This window comes from Aminobacter sp. UC22_36, from assembly GCF_044056035.1.
Lineage (GTDB): Bacteria > Pseudomonadota > Alphaproteobacteria > Rhizobiales > Rhizobiaceae > Aminobacter.
Map to the genome: position 1 here is coordinate 2,735,553 of NZ_CP171996.1, position 17,798 is coordinate 2,753,350.

Genomic DNA, 17,798 nt, shown 5'->3' on the forward strand with positions numbered 1-17,798 from the left:
CTCTGAGTCTCGGGTGGCAGGTGAGGCCGCGTCGAAACTGCTATGTTTGCCTCGCTTCCGCCACGACTTTTTTTAAGGTGGACCATCATTCAAGGCGGCCTGTCACGGCCGCGCCGATCGGAGCCAGTGTATGCGCGCAACGCGCCTTGTCCTTCTTGCTACCCTGTCCATCTCGGCGTTGCCCCTGGCGCCGGCCTTTGCTGCACCGGTGCTCGCACCGCATCGCGCCGTCTACGATCTGGTGCTCGACCAGGCTTCGGACCGTTCGGGGATCACAGGTCTTTCCGGTCGTATGGTCTACGAGTTCAATGGCTCCGCTTGCGAGGGCTACACGGTCAAGTTCCGCTTCGTGACCCAGATCGCGACCAACGAGAACACGCGGCTGACCGATCAGCAGACGACCACCTTCGAGGACGGCGAGGGCAAGACCTTTTCTTTCGTCACAAAATCCTTTGTCGACCAAAATCTCGATCGCGAGGTCAAGGGCACGGCGACGCGTGAGGCGAACGGGCTCAAGGTTGCGCTGGAAAAGCCGGCGGCAGGTTCGGTCGACCTCGCCAAGACCCAGTTCCCGACCCAGCATCTGGTCGAATTGATCGACAAGGCCGAGAAGGGCGAGACCTTCTATGAAACCAGCCTGTTCGATGGCTCGGAGGACGCCGACAAGGTGATGACCACCACCGTCATCGTCGGCAAGAAGAGCGAGGCGCCCGAAACCGATCCGGAGCGTCCCGCGCTCGCGAGTTCTTGCCAAGGACAAATACTGGCCGGTCGACATCGCCTATTTCGACGAAAGCAAGGGCGGCGGCGAGGAAGTGCCGGAATACCGCATCAGCTTCAAGCTGCACGAAAACGGCCTGACGCGCGATCTGGTGATGGACTATGGCGACTTCTCGATGACCGGCAAGCTCGTCAATCTTTCGCTGTTTCCTGCGCCGCAAGGCGATTGCAAGCCGTAAGCTGGCATCGTGGCGGTCTATGTCGACGCGGCAATCTGGAAGTGGGTGGGCCATCGCTGGTGCCATCTGCTTGCCGACGACACCGACCAGTTGCATCGTTTTGCCGCCGAGCTCGGGCTGAAGCGTTCGTCCTACCAGGGACCACCCAAGACCTCGGCACCGCACTACGACATCACCGGTTTCGAGCGCGATCGCGCCGTGCGTCTGGGGGCGATCGAATGCAGCCGCGACGAGATCGTGGCGGTGTTTCGCCGCGTGCGGGTGCGCAACTTCAAGCGTCGCGAGCCCAAGCCGATGGAAGAAGAGGCAAGGCAAGAGGAGCCTGGCATGTCCCGTTGGGCGGCCGGCAGCTGAGCGCATTTCGGTGCATCGGCCAGAGAATCGGTCGGTGCATCGGAGTCTGCCTTCTGAACGTAAGAGGCGTGGGCCAAGCCGTCATGGCGCCTTTGCGTTCGCCCCGAGCCGCACAAAGCCTTGGTTTCCGCTGATGTTGACCCGGTTGCGGGGTTGCGCTCGCCAGGCAATCCGTCTATATGCCGCCCCATTCCACACACGGACTTTGGTTTCTGACCGGGAGAAATCCGGCTGAGACCCCCCGGTGGCGTTTCGAGCATTTCAGCGAAAAGCGTCATGGTCCGTGGAGGCTAACCGGAAAAGGACATAACGATGGCACTGCCTGATTTCAGCATGCGCCAGCTTCTTGAAGCTGGCTCTCACTTCGGCCACCAGACCCACCGCTGGAACCCGAAGATGGCGCCTTACATCTATGGCGCCCGCAACAACATCCACATCATCGACCTCAGCCAGACCGTGCCGCTGCTGCACCAGGCGCTGAAGCAGATATCGGACACCGTTTCGCGCGGCGGCCGTGTTCTCTTCGTCGGCACCAAGCGTCAGGCTTCGGATATCGTTGCTGACGCTGCACAGCGCTCGGCTCAGTATTACGTCAACTCGCGTTGGCTCGGCGGCATGCTGACCAACTGGAAGACGATCTCGAACTCGATCCAGCGCCTGCGCAAGCTCGATGAACTGCTCGCTGGCGAAGCCCACGGCTTCACCAAGAAGGAGCGCCTGAACCTCGAGCGCGAGCGCGAGAAGCTGGACAAGGCTCTTGGCGGCATCAAGGACATGGGCTCGACGCCGGACCTGATGTTCGTCATCGACACCAACAAGGAAGCGATCGCCATCCAGGAAGCCAAGCGTCTTGGCATTCCGGTCGTTGCGATCATCGACTCCAACTGCGACCCGGACAAGATCGACTTCCCGATCCCCGGCAATGACGACGCTGCCCGCGCCATCCAGCTCTATTGCGATCTGGTTGCCAAGGCTGCGATCGACGGCATCGCCCGCCAGCAGGGCGCACTCGGTGTCGACATCGGCGCGTCGGCCGAAGTTCCGGTTGAGCCTGCGCTCGACGCGGCTCCGACGACCGAAACGCCCCAGGCGTAATCGCGAAGGCCGGGCAACCGGCCTTCCTTTTCAGGATTGGGCGCAGCTAGCGCCGGCGTCGGCGCATCATCGAACCCTCGGTGGTGCGTTCACGCATTTTGAAGCAAAGAGGCCACAATGAGCATTTCGGCAGCACAGGTTAAAGAACTCCGCGAGCTTAGCGGCGCGGGCATGATGGATTGCAAGGCGGCTCTCACCGAGACCGGCGGCGACATGGAAGCTGCGGTCGACTGGCTACGCAAGAAGGGCATCTCTAAGGCCGACAAGAAGGCCAGCCGCACCGCGGCCGAGGGCCTTGTCGGCGTCGATGCCGGCGTGCGCGAAGCCGTCGTCGTCGAAGTCAATTCGGAGACCGACTTCGTTGCCCGCAACGCGGCCTTCCAGGAAATCGTTTCCAACGTCGCCAAGGTTGCTCTCGCTTATGGCGATACCGACGCGGTTGCTGCTGCGAAGTATCCGGGCTCCGACAAGACCGTCGCCGACACCATCAAGGATGCCGTCGGCACGATCGGCGAGAACATGAGCTTCCGCCGTTCGGCCAAGCTTTCGGTTTCTGAAGGCGTCGTTGCGACCTATGTCCACAACGCTGTTGCCGACAACCTCGGCAAGCTCGGCGTGCTGGTCGCGATCGAGACCGCCGGCAACCACGATGCGGCTCGCGCCTTTGCGCGTCAGGTCGCCATGCATGTTGCAGCGACCAACCCGCTGGCGCTGACGCCCGACGAAGTCGACGCTTCGGCTGTCGAGCGTGAAAAGTCGATCTTCGCTGACCAGGCTCGCCAGTCCGGCAAGCCGGAAAACATCATCGAAAAGATGGTCGAAGGCCGCATGCGCAAGTTCTACGAGGAAGTCGTGCTGCTCAAGCAGGCTTTCGTGCTCAACCCCGACCTGACGGTCGAGGCAGCGCTCAAGGATGCTGAAAAGCAGATCGGCGCGCCGGCCAAGATCACCGGCTACATCCGCTTCGCGCTCGGTGAAGGCATCGAGAAGGAAGAGAGCGACTTCGCAGCTGAAGTTGCCGCCGCCGTTAAGGGCTAAAAAGTAGCGCTGCATCAAGCGCTTCCTGAGGAAAGCCGAAGGGCGCCGCGTGACATCGCGGCGCCCTTCGTGTATCGGAACTGCGATCTTTCAACAGCCGTGAGGAACTCATGACCGCCAAGCCGCTCTACCGGCGTGTTCTGCTTAAGGCGTCGGGTGAAGCCCTGATGGGCGAGCAGCATTTTGGCATCGATGTGTCGGTTGTCGACCGCATTGCCTCGGACATTGCTGAAGCAAGGTCACTCGGCGTCGAGGTCGGCGTGGTCATCGGCGGCGGCAATATCTTCCGTGGCGTGGCCGTTGCCTCCAAGGGCGGCGACCGGGTCACCGGCGACCACATGGGCATGCTCGCCACCGTCATCAATTCGCTGGCGCTGCGCACCTCGCTGGTCAAGCTCGGCGTCGATGCCGTGGTGCTATCCGCCATCGCCATGCCGGAGCTTTGCGAAAGCTTCTCGCAGCGCCAGGCGACTGCCTACATGGATGCGGGCAAGGTCGTGATCTTCGCCGGTGGCACCGGCAATCCGTTCTTTACCACCGATTCGGCCGCCGCTTTGCGCGCTGCCGAGATTGGTGCCGATGCGCTGTTCAAGGGTACCCAGGTCGACGGTGTCTACTCGGCCGATCCGAAAAAGGATCCCGAGGCGACGCGCTTCGAGCGCATTACGCATGCCGAAGTCATCACAAAAGGCCTGTCGATCATGGATACGGCCGCGATTGCTCTTGCGCGCGAAAACAACATTCCGATAATCGTCTATTCGATCCATGAAAAAGGCGGTTTCGGCGAAATATTGAGAGGCGGCGGACGCTGCACGGTTGTTGCGGACGCCTGACAATTGGAACGATGGCCCCGAGCTTTCGGGGCCTAGGAGGCTTTGATGAGCTCGGACTACAACGATCTTCAGCGGCGCATGGAAGGCGCCATCAATGCGTTCAAGAGCGATCTCGCCTCGCTCCGCACCGGCCGTGCTTCGAGCAACCTTCTCGACCCGATCAACGTCCAGGCCTACGGCTCCTCGATGCCGCTCAACCAGGTCGCGACGGTGTCGGTACCTGAACCGCGCATGATCTCGGTGTCGGTCTGGGACAAGTCGATGGTTGGCGCTGTCGATCGGGCCATCCGCGAATCCAATCTGGGCTTCAACCCGATCGTCGACGGCACCAACTTGCGCATTCCGCTGCCGGAGCTCAACGAGCAGCGCCGCAAGGAACTGGTCAAGATCGCCCACACCTATGCCGAAAACGCCAAGGTGGCGACCCGTCACGTGCGCCGCGACGGCATGGATGCGCTCAAGAAGGCTGAAAAGGACGGCGATATCAGCCAGGACGATTATCGCGTGCAGTCCGACAAGGTGCAGAAGCTGACCGACGACACGATCAGTCAGGTCGACAGCTTGCTTGCGACCAAAGAAGCCGAGATCATGCAAGTCTAAGGCGGCCAATGGCTGGCCCGAAAGCGAACGGATGACTACGCCCGCGCATGTCGCGATCATCATGGACGGCAACGGTCGCTGGGCAAAAGCCCGCGGCCTGCCGCGCGTTGCGGGGCATCGGGCCGGCGTTGAAGCGCTGCGCCGGACCGTTCGTGCGGCAGCCGACCTTGGCATTTCCTGGCTGACTGTCTATGCGTTCTCTTCGGAGAACTGGTCACGGCCCAAGTCCGAGGTCACCGACCTCATGGGGTTGCTCAAGATCTTCATTCGCCGCGATCTCGCCGAGCTCCACAACAGCGGCGTGCGCGTGCAGATCATCGGCGACAGGGCGACGCTGCAGCCGGATATCCGCAGCCTGCTCGAAGAAGCCGAAACGCTGACATCAGGCAATGATGCGCTGACGCTGGTCATTGCGTTCAACTATGGCGGGCGCGACGAGATCGCGCGTGCGGCACGCCGGCTGGCGGAAGCGGTCAAGCGCGGCGAGCTCGCCAGCGAACAGATCACGCCGGAGCTGTTTGCCGAAGAGCTCGACACGTCGGGCATTCCCGATCCCGATCTGGTCATCCGCACCAGCGGCGAAATTCGCCTGTCCAACTTCCTGCCTTGGCAGTCGGCCTACAGCGAACTGATTTTCCAGCCTTGCTATTGGCCGGATTTCACCCGCGAACATCTGTCGGAAGCCTTGCGCGAATATACCGGCCGCGAACGCCGATTCGGCGGGCTGGCCGCACGCGACGTCGCGTCGTGACCGAACCATGAGCAATCTGCAGCTTCGGACAATTTCGGCGATCGTGCTGGCGGCCGTCGTGCTGTTGATCACCTGGTTTGGCGGCTTGCCGTTCCGCACACTCTCGGCGGCGATTGCCCTTGCCATATTCTATGAGTGGTCGCGGATGTCGCGGCCAAACAGTGAAATAGGCTGGGCCGGCGGCAACCTCAACATGTTGCCTGAGGTGCTGATCCTGATGTTTGCCGGAGCCTTGGTCGCGGGCGTGCCCGCGATTGCGCTGATCGGCTTGGCAGCCGTGTTCACGCTGGTTCTGTGGGGGCTTGGGAAGCTGCGCGGAGCAGGCGCATGGGAAGCAGCCGGATTCGGCTACGCCGCGCTCTCTGGCCTGTCCCTTGCCCTGCTGCGCGGCAACGAGACGTCCGGGCTGATCGCCATCCTGTTTTTGTTCGCCGTTGTCTGGGCGACCGACATCTTCGCCTATTTCGTCGGCCGCAAGGTTGGCGGGCCCAAGCTCGCGCCGGCCATTTCCCCAGGCAAGACACGCAGTGGTGCGGTTGGTGGTGCCATCGGCGGCGTCGTGGCAGGGCTTGTGCTTGCCAGTGTTGCCGGCACCGGCAATCTGCTCATTCTGGCACTGGTTGCCTTGCTGCTCTCGGTGATCTCGCAGGCCGGCGACCTGTTCGAATCATGGGTCAAGCGCCGGCATGGTTACAAGGATTCGGGCACGTTGATTCCCGGCCATGGCGGCGTGATGGACCGGGTCGATGGGCTTGTCGCGGCAGCATTTGCCCTATACGTCATCGGCTGGATGTCCGGCTCTGCCGACCATCCGGCGCAGGGATTGTTTCCGGCCTGAGCGCCTGAAGCGCGAGGCGTAAGCCTCGGACAAGGCGCGGTGCCTCAGTTGGGGCGCCATGGTATCTGGTTGAGGGCTTGATTTGAGCGAGTATCTTCCCGCGTTCCTGACTACGGATGGTCTCCTGATCGGCACCATCGTGCCGTTCCTGTTCGTGCTCACCGTCGTGGTGTTCGTGCACGAGATGGGCCACTACCTTGTCGGGCGCTGGTGCGGCATCGGCGTGAAGGCCTTTTCGATCGGCTTCGGCCCAGAACTCCTCGGCTTCAACGACCGCCGCGGCACGCGCTGGAAGCTGTGCGCCATCCCCCTGGGCGGCTACGTCAAGTTCGTTGGCGACATGAGCGTCACCAGCAAGCCGGAGGGCGGCGAGGGCGACAATCTCAGCCCGGCTGAGCGCAAGGTTGCCTTTCATACCCAACCGGTCTGGAAACGGGCCGCAACGGTGTTTGCGGGGCCTTTGTTCAATTTCCTGCTGACGATCGCTGTCTTCACTGTGCTGTTTTCGGCCTATGGCCGCTACGTCATGGAGCCGACGGTCGCCGAAGTGCGCGCCGCAAGCCCGGCCGCGAACGCCGGCATCCAGCCCGGCGACCGATTCGTCAGCGTCGACGGCCAACAGGTCGAAACCTTTTCCGACGTGCAGCGCTTCGTCTCGGGCCGTGGCGGTGATCCGATCACCTTTGTGATGATGCGCGACGGCAAGGAAGTCACGGTTACCGCTACTCCTGAAATGATGGAGCAGAAGGACGCGCTCGGCAATTCGGTCAAGGTTGCCGTCATCGGCGTCGTCAACAATGAGGAACTGGGGCAACCCAGGCTGATCAGCTACAGCCCCGGAGGCGCCTTTGTGCAGGCCGTCTCGGAAACCGGTCACATCATCGAGCGCACTGGCCAGTTCCTGAAGCGATTCGTTGTTGGTCGCGAAGACAAGTGCCAGCTCGGTGGCCCGGTCAAGATTGCCGACATGGCGGGCAAGGCGGCACAACTGGGCTTTGTCTGGTTGGTACAATTGGTGGCACTTTTGTCGGTCGGCATCGGTTTTCTGAACCTTCTGCCGATTCCTCCACTCGACGGCGGCCACTTGGCGTTCTATGCAGTTGAAGCTGTCATCAGGCGCCCTGTTTCCGAGCGGGCGATGGAGGCTGTATATCGTGTGGGGATGATTCTCGTGCTGGCATTTATGGGCTTCGTTTTCTGGAACGACCTGTTTGGCTGCTGAAATCATGAAGAATTTTAGGACCGGCAAGGGGTTCGTTGAGGGCGCGTTTACCATCTGGGGCAGTATGCGTGACGCGAAAGTCACGCTCGCTGGGGAAGTAAGCGCAAATTAACCAGAAGCCTTGCGTGTAGGGAAAATCCGGTTATTACGGTACGAGAAAATTACCGCGACGTCCGGTTTTCTCGCCGTGGGGACTTCGAGAAAAGGTTGTAAAGGCCGACTATGAAGGCAGCATATAAGTTTGCGAGCGCCGCGTCCGCGGTGGCTCTATCCGCCGCTCTGGCCATTCCAGGCGCAGTGGCGGTTCAGTTTGTTGCCGTTTCCGCCGCACAGGCGGCGGTGGTCAACCGGGTCGAAGTGCGCGGCAATCAGCGCGTCGATGCGGACACCGTTCGCAACTACATCACCATCAAGCCCGGCAAGTCGTTCTCGAATTCCGATATCGACGATGCGGTGAAGGCGCTGTTCGGCAGCGGCCTGTTCTCCGACGTTCGGATCAACCAGGTCGGCTCGACGCTGGTTGTTCAGGTTTCCGAATACCAGGTCGTCAACAACGTGCTGTTCCAGGGCAACAAGAAGCTCAAGGACGCGGCACTCGGTGGCGCGGTCCAGCTCAAGCCGCGCGGCGCGTTCTCGCAGGCGACGCTTGATTCTGATGCCCAGTCGATCAAGGAAGCTTACAAGCGCGTCGGTCGTGACGACGTCACCGTCGGCACCAAGGTCATCGACCTTGGCGAAAACCGCGTCAACGTGGTGTTCGAGATCAACGAAGGTGGCCGTACCAAGATCGCTGCGATCAATTTTGTCGGCAACGATGCCTATGGCGATCGCCGCCTCGCTGACATCATTTCGACCAAGCGCTCGTCGTTCCTGTCGTTCATGCTGCGCGACGACATCTATGATGAAGACCGCCTGCGTGCCGACGAAGAGGCACTGCGTCGCTTCTACTTCAATCACGGCTATGCCGACTTCCAGGTCGTTTCCGCCTTTGGCGAACTCGACGAGGCGACCAACCAGTACACCATCACGATCACCGTTGACGAAGGTCAGCGTTATACGTTCGGCGATGTGACGGTTGAGAGCAGCATTCCTGAAGTCGATGGCGCCAGCCTCCAGCGTCTGGTCGAGACCCGCAAGGGCGACGTCTACAACGCCAAGGACGTCGAAGACTCGATCATCGCGATCACCGAAAACGTTGCCGGCGCTGGTTATGCCTTCGCCAAGGTGACGCCACGCGGCGACCGCAATTTCGAGACCCGCACCATTTCGGTCGCCTATACGGTCGATCAGGGCGCCAAGGCCTATGTCGAACGCATCGAAATCCGCGGCAACGAGCGCACCCGTGACTTTGTGATCCGTCGCGAATTCGACGTCAGCGAAGGCGATGCCTTCAACCAGGTGCTGATCCAGCGCGCCAAGAAGCGTCTTGAAGCACTGAACTTCTTTGAAAAGGTCGAGGTTTCGACCGCTCCCGGTTCGCAGCCCGATCAGGTTGTGCTGGTTGTTGATCTGGTCGAGAAGTCGACCGGTGAGTTCTCGATCGGCGCCGGTTACTCGACCGGTGGCGACAATGCCGGTCCGTCGGTGGAAGGCTCGATCACGGAGCGCAACTTCCTCGGCCGCGGCCAGTTCATCAAGTTCTCGGCCGGCGGCGGCAAGAACTCGCGCGACTACAGCTTCTCGTTCACCGAGCCTTACTTCCTCGGTCGCCGTATCGCTGCAGGCTTCGACGTGTTCCGTCAGACCCGCAAGTATGACAACTATGATAGCGATGTGACCGGCGGCACGATCCGTTTCGGCCTGCCGATCACCAACAACATCTCGACGCAGCTGGCCTACAACATCTCGCAGGAAGAATATAATCTTTCCAAGGATTGCGACAGCAACGGCGACGGCATCCCGAACCCCGGTTGCAGTGTCTCTCAGGCAATCGTCAATGGCGTCAAGGACAGCCCGTGGATCAAGTCGTCGGTCAGCGGCACGCTGGTCTACAACACCATCGACGACATGAAGAGCCCGCATAACGGTATCTATGCCAACTTCACGACCGAAGTTGCCGGCCTCGGCGGTGACGCAAAGTTCGTCAAGTTCACTGGCCGTGCAAGCTACTATCAGACTTTGTCGGAAGAGCTTGATATCGTTGGCCTTGTGTCGGCCGGCGGTGGGCACATTCAGGGCTTCGGCGACGATGGCCTGCGCGTGTTCGACCAGTTCAAGAGCAACGACCGCATGATCCGCGGCTTCAAGTATAACGGCATTGGACCGAGGGACACCGCTACCGGTGAGCACCTTGGTGGTACCACGTACTTCAATGCTTCGGCTGAAGCGCAGTTCCCGATCCCGGTGGTTCCGGAAAGCTTCGGCCTTCGCGGAGCGGTCTTCGCAGACGCTGCGACGCTCTATGGCAGCAAGGTCAGCGGTGTGAACTTCGGGACATCGACTGATATGGAACTGCGTGCCTCGGTTGGTGTCGGACTGCTCTGGGCTTCGCCGTTCGGCCCGCTGCGCATCGACTATGCGATGCCTGTTCAGAAGCAGGAAGGCGACGATACGCAGGAATTCAACTTCGGCATTTCGACCCGCTTCTAATTGCGCGGAACGATACTTCCGGGCCATCGTGGCCCGGAAGACGGTTGCCCGGCTTGGCTGGAACAGCATTTCATGACGGATCCGGTATTTTTTGTGCCGTCACGCCGCTATACGGTGGGCGAGGTGGCCGGCCTTACCGGCGCTGCGCTTGTCGAACTCAAAACACTCTGAAATCTCTATTTCGACCATCGCTGCGGCCAGCAGCGGTGGCGATGGCGCTTTGGTGTTTGTCGACGGCAAGCGCAACGCAGCACCGCTGAAGGCACTGCATGCGGCGGCCGTGCTTTGCACGCCTGATGTCGCTGGCCTTGTTCCAGGCGGTATCGCCGTTCTCGTCACGCCCCGGCCACAACAGGCCTTCGCCCGCATCGGGCGGCTGCTTTATCCCGACGCCGAGCGTCCGGTCGGCGTTACCGGTGAGTCTCGGCATTTCCCCATTCGCCCACATTGACCCCACTGCCCATGTCGAGGTTGGAGCTACCATCGAGGCCGGCGCGGTCGTCGGCCCACACGCGGCTGTAGGCAGCGGCACCGTGGTCGCGGCCAACGCGGTGATCGGCAAATCCTCGCAGGTTGGCCGTGATTGTTACCTTGGTCCGCATTGTTCGATCCAGTATGCGCTGATCGGCAATGGCGTCATCATTCACGCAGGCGCCCGTATCGGCCAGGATGGTTTCGGGTTTGCCGGCGGTGCACGCGGGCCCGAACGCATCCCGCAGATCGGCCGCGTCATCATCCAGGACAATGTCGAGATCGGTGCCAATTCGACTGTCGATCGTGGCGCAATGTCGGATACCGTCATTGGTGAAAACACCAAGATCGACAATCTCGTCCAGATCGCCCACAACGTGCGCATTGGACGCAATTGCGTTATCGCAGGCCTTTCGGGTATTTCGGGCTCCGTCGTTGTCGGCGATAACGTCATGATGGGCGGAGGTGTCGGCCTGGCCGATCACCTGACCATCGGCTCGGGGGCACAGTTGGCTGCACGTAGCGGCCTCATGCATGACGTGCCTGCGGGCGAAGTTTGGGCAGGCATTCCTGCGAAACCGATGAAATTGGCAATGCGCGAGTTCGCATTGATCAGAAAGTTGGCCATGGGAAAACCAAAGGAGGGTGGGAGCAATGACTGACCAGGCAACCAAGACGCTCGAAACCATCGACATCCAGGGCCTTTTCAATATCCTTCCGCACCGTTACCCGTTTCTGCTGATCGATCGCATCGTTGACATTGACGGCGATGATTCAGCCGTCGGTATCAAGAACGTCACCGTCAATGAACCGCACTTTCAAGGACATTTCCCTAGCCATCCTGTGATGCCTGGTGTGCTGATCATCGAAGCGATGGCTCAGACAGCAGGGGCCATCTGCTTGCGCCTGGTGATCGACGAAACCCCTTCGCTGGTCTATCTGATGACTGTTGACGGTGCCAAGTTCCGCAAGCCGGTCGTGCCGGGTGATCAACTCAGGATCCACGTCAAGAAGATCAAGAAGCGCGGCAACATTCTGAAATTTGCCTGTCATGCGCGTGTCGACGGTGCCGTCGTCGCGGAAGCCGAAGTCGCGGCGATGATGGTGCCCAAGGAATAAGCTAGAAGATTCATGCAGACTGAAACCTTCATTCATCCTGCCGCCGTTGTTGAGGCAGGCGCAAAACTGGGCTCCGGCGTTCGCATCGGGCCGTTTTGCCACGTCAGTGCCGACGCCGTCATCGGCGATCGCGTCGAGCTGATGAGCCATGTCGCAATCATGGGCGCAACCACGCTGGGCGAAGGCTGCAAGGTCTTCCCGCAAGCAACGCTGGGTGCTGCGCCGCAGAACAACAAGCACAAGGGTGGTCGCACCACGCTTGTCGTCGGCAAGAACTGCACGATCCGCGAAGGCGTGACCATGCATGTCGGCACCGACACCAGCCGTGGTACGACCACTGTCGGCGACAACGGCCTGTTCCTGGCCTACGCGCATATCGCGCATGACTGCATCGTCGGCGACAACGTCACCATGGCCAATGTCGCGACGCTCGGCGGCCATGTCGAGGTCGGCAACAATGTCACCCTTGGTGGACTATGTGCCGTCCACCAGATGACGCGCATCGGTCACCATGCCTTTGCCGGCGGCGGTGCCATCATCGACGGCGATGTCATCCCCTATGGCATGGTGATGGGCAACCGCGCACGCCTGCGCGGGCTCAATGTCATCGGTATGCGGCGCTCCGGCCTGCCGCGCGCCGAAATTTTCGCCTTGCGCAAGGCCTACAAGATGATCTTCGATCCCACCCGCTCGGTGGCTGAGAGCATCCCGCTTGTCGAACACGAATTTGCCAGTTCGCCCATCGTGCGTGACGTCCTGGATTTCATCCAGGCACGCGGCAAGCGCCATTTCACCGTTCCGCCGCTAAGAAACGCCGTCGCCGAAGACGCCGCCGATGACGAAGGCTGAGGGCGGAAAGAGGATCAACCTTTCCGCGACCGACCGGGTTGCTGTCGTCGCAGGCAGCGGTCGGCTCCCGGTCAATGTCGCCGACAGCTTGGCCCAAGCGGGCCATCCGCCTTTTGTTGTGCTTCTCGAGGGTGAAGCCGATCCCGGCACAAGCCTGGAAGGCTACGCGGGCAAGACGATTGCGATCGAGCAGTTCGCTTCGCTTTTGCCGATTCTGAAGCGACAACGCGTCACGCATGTGGTGTTGGCCGGCGGGGTCAGCCGGCGGCCGATGTGGCGGGCAATACGGCCGAGCCTTGCGCTTCTGCGCATTCTGCCGCGCGCGGTGTCCGCGCTGGCACGCGGCGACGACGGTCTTCTGCGCATCCTTGTCAATACGTTCGAGGATTACGGCATCAAGGTCGTGGGAGCGCACCAGATCGTGCCGGACCTCTTGGCCGTTGAAGGGCGTATGGGCGCGAACGCGCCTCAGGCCGGCGATTGGGCTGACCTCAATGCCGGGCTCGAAGCTGCCCGGACGATCGGCGCACTGGATGTAGGACAAGCCGCCGTCGCCGTTGGCGGGCGCGCCATTGCTCTTGAAGGCATCGAGGGCACCGACCTTCTGCTCGACCGTGTGCGCGAGTTGCGCAACAACGGCCGCATCGCCGGTCGCAAGCGCGGCGTTCTGGTAAAATGCGCCAAGCCGAACCAGGAGTTGCGCGCCGATTTGCCGACCATCGGTCCGGCAACGGTCGACGCGGCCCATGCAGCCGGGCTCGCCGGCATTGGTGTCGAGGCCGGGCGCTCGCTGGTGCTCGATTATGGTGAGGTGATCGAACGCGCCGACAAGCTCGGCCTGTTCGTCATCGGCCTGTCTGGCGAGGGAGACAAAGAATGACCCTGCCGCCGCTCAAGATTGCCATTGTCGCCGGCGAAGAGTCTGGCGATTTGTTGGGCGCTGACCTCGTCCAGGCGCTGCAGCGCATGAGCGGGCGCGAGGTCAGGCTTGTTGGCACTGGCGGCCGTCACCTGCAGGAGCTCGGCCTTTCGCCGCTGTTCGATGCTGGTGAGATCGCGCTGATGGGGGTGACGGCTATCGTCCGTGACCTGCCACGCCTGATCAGGCGGATCGGCCAGACGGCGCGCTTCGTCGCGGCAGGGAAGCCCGATTGCCTTGTAACCATCGACAGTCCGGACTTTTCGCTGCGCGTTGCCAAGAAGGTGAGGGCGCTCGATCCGACGGTTCCCATCGTCCACTACATCTGCCCGAGCGTCTGGGCCTGGCGGCCGGGGCGGGCCAAGGCGATGAAGCCGCATGTCGACGAGGTGCTCTGCATCTTGCCGTTCGAGCCGGCCGAACTGGCGCGCCTGGGCGGCCCGCATGGCACCTTTGTCGGCCACAGGCTGGTAAATGACCCCGGCGTCGCCGTCGCGGCAGCCATGCAGGAAGGCAAGGGCGCGCTGGCGCCCGACCGCGAAAAGACGCTGCTGCTGTTGCCCGGCTCGCGCCGCTCCGAAGTGCGTAGCCTGATTGGTCCGTTCGGCGAGACTGTTTCGATCCTGCGCGCGCGTGGCCATCGTTTGCGCCTGCTTTTGCCGACTGTGCCGCATGTCGCCAGCCTGACCGAGGAGGCTGTCTCTGCTTGGCCGCAAAAGCCCGAGATCATCCTCGATCCTCAGCACAAATGGCAGGCGTTCGGCGAAGCCGACGCGGCCCTGATCGCGTCGGGAACGGTGTCGCTGGAACTCGCTCTTTCCGGCGTGCCGATGCTGTCGTCCTACAAACTCGACACTTTGGCGCGCATGATCCAGAGCCTGGTTACTGTTTGGAGCGCTGCGTTGCCCAACCTGATCGCGGACCGCCCCGTCGTGCAGGAAAGTTACAACCAGTATGTGCGCCCGCAATGGATGGCGCGTTATGTCGAGGGCCTGTTCGAAGACGGCGGCCTCCGGCGCTGGCAGAAGGACGGCTTCGCCGAAATTGTCCGACGCATGGCGACTGATCGGCCGTCCGGCGAGATTGCCGCCGAAGCAGTTCTCAAACACATCGTGAAATGAAAAACGCCTGCCAGGCATGAGCTTGGCAGGCGTTTTTCAAGTCGTTTCGCAGTTTCAAACGGTTTCCGGTGCCGGTTGCGCGTCCAGCTGGACGCGCGATACGCCCTAAGGCTTAGCGCTTGGCGATCGGAACGTAGTCGCGTTCGGTGGCGCCGGTATAGAGCTGGCGCGGGCGGCCGATCTTCTGGCGCGGATCCTCGATCATTTCCTTCCACTGCGCGATCCAGCCGACGGTGCGGGCAAGCGCGAACAGCACGGTGAACATGGTGGTGGGGAAGCCCAGAGCCTTGAGCGTGATGCCGGAGTAGAAATCGATGTTCGGGTAGAGCTTCTTTTCGATGAAATACTCGTCGGTCAAAGCGATGCGCTCAAGCTCCATCGCGACGTCCAGCATCGGATCGTCCTTGATGCCGAGTTCGCCCAGAACCTCATGCGTGGTCTTCTGCATGATCTTGGCGCGCGGGTCGTAGTTCTTGTAGACGCGGTGACCGAAGCCCATCAGGCGGAACGGGTCGTTCTTGTCCTTGGCGCGGGCGACGAACTCGGGAATGCGGTCGACATGGCCGATCTCGGACAGCATGTTGAGCGCCGCTTCATTGGCGCCGCCATGTGCGGGCCCCCACAGGCAGGCGATGCCGGCGGCGATGCAGGCGAACGGATTGGCGCCCGACGAGCCGGCGAGACGCACGGTCGAGGTCGAGGCGTTCTGCTCGTGGTCGGCGTGCAGGATGAAGATGCGCTCCATGGCGCGGGCCAGCACCGGGTTGACCTTGTATTCCTCGCACGGCACGGCAAAGCACATGTGCAGGAAGTTGGCCGCGAAGTTCAACTCGTTCTTGGGGTAAATGAAGGGCTGGCCGATATGGTACTTGTAGGCCATCGCTGCGATCGTCGGCATCTTGGCGATCAAGCGGATCGAGGCGACCATGCGCTGATGCGGATCCGAAATGTCGGTCGAGTCGTGATAGAAGGCCGACAGCGCGCCGACCACGCCGCACATCACCGCCATCGGGTGCGCGTCGCGGCGGAATCCGGTGAAGAAGCGCGACATCTGCTCATGCACCATGGTGTGGCGCGTGATGCGGTAGTCGAAGTCGTCCTTCTGCGCCTTGGTCGGCAGTTCGCCGTAGAGCAAGAGGTAGCAGACCTCGAGGAAGTCGCCGTGTTCGGCGAGCTGGTCGATCGGATAGCCGCGGTGCAGCAAGACACCGGCGTCGCCGTCGATGAAGGTGATTTCCGATTCGCAGCTTGCCGTTGAGGTGAAGCCCGGGTCGTAGGTGAAGGCGCCCGTCGTGGCGTAGAGCGATGCGATGTCGATCACATCCGGTCCGACCGTTCCGCCGCGGACCTTGAACTCGTGGGTCTGGCCGCGGAACTCCAGTTTGGCGGTCGAATCAGTCATCGCATACTCCTTAGTGCTGAGTTGCCGCCTTGCGCGGCGCAATCGTCATAACAAGGCAACCCATTAGGCCCGGAACGCTTGAACTCGCTTCCCAGCTTTCCCGCTGCTTCAAATTGACCTGTTGCCGCAATGTTGCACCGCAACAGCCTCATTTCAATGCAAAACTAGGAAAGCACTGCTGACCTAATCGATTTGATCAAAAATGCGGGCTAGACTTTCGTCGCGCCCCAGAACGGCAAGCACGTCGAACACCCCGGGAGAGGTGCTCTTGCCCGTCAGGGCGGCACGCAAGGGCTGCGCCACGCCACCCAATTTCACGTTTTCGCGGCCGGCAAACTCGCGGATCGCGCCTTCCGCGTTGGCTGCCGTCCAGTCGCCGGCGGCAACCGTCGCAAGGGCTGCATGCGCACCCTTCAGGATGTCCTTGGCCGGACCGGCAAGCAGGCCGACTGCCTTTTCGTCGAGCGGCAGCGGGCGCTGGGCAAACAGGAAACCAGCGCCGTCAGCCAGTTCGATCAGCGTCTTGGCGCGCTCCTTGAGGCCGGGCATGGCGGCAAGCAGCTGGGCCTTGCGCGTGTCGTCGAGCCCGCCGAGGATGGCATCGCCGCCGGGCAGGTAGGGCAAGGTGGCCACGAAGATGTCGAACAGCTTCTGGTCGTCCATCTGGCGCATATGGACGCCATTCAGTGCCTCGAGCTTGGCGAAGTCGAAGCGGGCGGCACCCTTGTTGACGTCTTCGATCTCGAACCAGCCGATCATGTCGTCGATGCTCATCACCTCGTCGTCGCCATGGCTCCAGCCGAGACGGGCGAGATAGTCGAGCAGCGCCTCCGAGAGGTAGCCCATGGCGCGATAGGCATCGACGCCGAGCGCGCCATGGCGCTTGGAAAGCTTGGCACCGTCGGCACCGTGGATCAGCGGGATATGCGCCATGACAGGCACGTCCCAGCCCATGGCAACATAGATCACCGTCTGGCGCGCGGCGTTCGTCAGATGGTCGTCGCCACGGATGATGTGGGTGACGCCCATGTCGTGATCGTCGACAACGACCGCGTGCATGTAGGTCGGCACGCCGTCCGAGCGCAGGATGATGAAATCGTCGAGATCCTTGTTGGGAAAGCGCACGTCGCCCTGGACGCGGTCGTGCACCAGCGTTTCGCCGTCCTGCGGCGCCTTGATGCGGATGACCGGTTTGACGCCCGCAGGTGCCTCGGAAGGGTCGCGGTCGCGCCAGCGGCCGTCATAGCGCGGCGGCCGGCCCTCGGCGCGTGCCTTCTCGCGCATCTCCGTCAGTTCTTCCTGCGAGGCGTAGCAGTAGTAGGCCTTGCCCAGGCGCACGAGCTCTTCGGCGACCTCGCGGTGGCGCGGGGCGCGCCCGAACTGCGAGATCGGCTCGCCTTCCCAGGTCAGGCCGAGCCAGGTGAGGCCCTCTAGGATTGCGGCTGTTGCCGCATCGGTCGAGCGCTCGCGGTCGGTGTCTTCGATACGCAGCAGCATGGTGCCGCCGGTGTGGCGGGAATAGAGCCAGTTGAACAAAGCGGTGCGCGCGCCACCAATGTGCAGATAGCCGGTGGGCGAGGGGGCGAAGCGGGTGACGACAGGCATGGCGATTTCCAAGGGAGGCATGGCGCGTTTGGC

The 17,798-nt window shown here is 61.9% G+C and carries 14 protein-coding genes and 3 pseudogenes; 15 read left to right on the forward strand and 2 right to left on the reverse strand.

Features of this window, described 5'->3' with window-relative positions:
- Positions 1-130: 130 nt before the first annotated feature.
- From ACHMW7_RS16765 to lpxB, 15 genes and pseudogenes are all read left to right on the forward strand, one after another.
- Positions 131-959, forward strand: a pseudogene (locus ACHMW7_RS16765) (cell envelope integrity EipB family protein).
- Between the two features lie 9 nt (positions 960-968).
- Positions 969-1,241 (forward strand): annotated as a pseudogene (locus ACHMW7_RS16770) (DUF4031 domain-containing protein); the annotation flags it as partial.
- A 384-nt stretch (positions 1,242-1,625) separates the two neighbouring features.
- A complete protein-coding gene (rpsB, locus tag ACHMW7_RS16775; protein WP_184767610.1) occupies positions 1,626-2,408 on the forward strand; it encodes a 30S ribosomal protein S2 in 783 nt (260 codons plus the stop codon).
- Positions 2,409-2,525: 117 nt separating this feature from the next.
- Entirely contained in the window at positions 2,526-3,446 is a 921-nt protein-coding gene (tsf, locus tag ACHMW7_RS16780; RefSeq protein ID WP_395446752.1) for a translation elongation factor Ts, read from the forward strand.
- 110 nt (positions 3,447-3,556) lie between these two features.
- Positions 3,557-4,279 (forward strand): UMP kinase, encoded by a 723-nt coding sequence (gene pyrH, locus ACHMW7_RS16785; RefSeq protein ID WP_395446753.1) that lies wholly within the window; start codon positions 3,557-3,559, stop codon positions 4,277-4,279.
- A gap of 45 nt (positions 4,280-4,324) precedes the next feature.
- Positions 4,325-4,879 (forward strand): ribosome recycling factor, encoded by a 555-nt coding sequence (gene frr, locus ACHMW7_RS16790; protein WP_395446754.1) that lies wholly within the window; start codon positions 4,325-4,327, stop codon positions 4,877-4,879.
- Positions 4,880-4,910: 31 nt separating this feature from the next.
- A complete protein-coding gene (locus tag ACHMW7_RS16795; protein WP_395446755.1) occupies positions 4,911-5,630 on the forward strand; it encodes an isoprenyl transferase in 720 nt (239 codons plus the stop codon).
- Between the two features lie 7 nt (positions 5,631-5,637).
- Positions 5,638-6,468 (forward strand): phosphatidate cytidylyltransferase, encoded by an 831-nt coding sequence (locus ACHMW7_RS16800; protein WP_395446756.1) that lies wholly within the window; start codon positions 5,638-5,640, stop codon positions 6,466-6,468.
- An 82-nt stretch (positions 6,469-6,550) separates the two neighbouring features.
- A complete protein-coding gene (gene rseP / locus ACHMW7_RS16805) occupies positions 6,551-7,690 on the forward strand; it encodes an RIP metalloprotease RseP (protein ID WP_395446757.1) in 1,140 nt (379 codons plus the stop codon).
- A gap of 222 nt (positions 7,691-7,912) precedes the next feature.
- A complete protein-coding gene (gene bamA / locus ACHMW7_RS16810) occupies positions 7,913-10,279 on the forward strand; it encodes an outer membrane protein assembly factor BamA (protein ID WP_395446758.1) in 2,367 nt (788 codons plus the stop codon).
- A gap of 72 nt (positions 10,280-10,351) precedes the next feature.
- Positions 10,352-11,412, forward strand: a pseudogene (gene lpxD, locus ACHMW7_RS16815) (UDP-3-O-(3-hydroxymyristoyl)glucosamine N-acyltransferase).
- Positions 11,405-11,869, forward strand: a complete 465-nt coding sequence (fabZ, locus tag ACHMW7_RS16820; RefSeq protein ID WP_395446759.1) for a 3-hydroxyacyl-ACP dehydratase FabZ — start codon at positions 11,405-11,407, stop codon at positions 11,867-11,869. The pseudogene lpxD and the gene fabZ overlap by 8 nt, the downstream one beginning before the upstream one ends.
- 12 nt (positions 11,870-11,881) lie before the next feature.
- Positions 11,882-12,718, forward strand: a complete 837-nt coding sequence (gene lpxA / locus ACHMW7_RS16825; protein ID WP_395446760.1) for an acyl-ACP--UDP-N-acetylglucosamine O-acyltransferase — start codon at positions 11,882-11,884, stop codon at positions 12,716-12,718.
- A complete protein-coding gene (locus ACHMW7_RS16830) occupies positions 12,705-13,598 on the forward strand; it encodes an LpxI family protein (protein ID WP_395446761.1) in 894 nt (297 codons plus the stop codon). The genes lpxA and ACHMW7_RS16830 overlap by 14 nt, the downstream gene beginning before the upstream one ends.
- Positions 13,595-14,758: a lipid-A-disaccharide synthase gene (gene lpxB, locus ACHMW7_RS16835; RefSeq protein ID WP_395446762.1), complete on the forward strand. Its 1,164-nt coding sequence runs from the start codon at positions 13,595-13,597 to the stop codon at positions 14,756-14,758. The genes ACHMW7_RS16830 and lpxB overlap by 4 nt, the downstream gene beginning before the upstream one ends.
- Before the next feature lie 112 nt (positions 14,759-14,870).
- Here lpxB and gltA read toward each other — a convergent pair whose 3' ends face one another.
- Positions 14,871-16,160, reverse strand: coding sequence for a citrate synthase (gltA, locus tag ACHMW7_RS16840; RefSeq protein WP_115731863.1), 1,290 nt, complete (start codon positions 16,158-16,160; stop codon positions 14,871-14,873).
- Positions 16,161-16,343: 183 nt separating this feature from the next.
- A complete protein-coding gene (gene gltX / locus ACHMW7_RS16845) occupies positions 16,344-17,771 on the reverse strand; it encodes a glutamate--tRNA ligase (protein ID WP_395451344.1) in 1,428 nt (475 codons plus the stop codon).
- Positions 17,772-17,798: the final 27 nt, after the last annotated feature.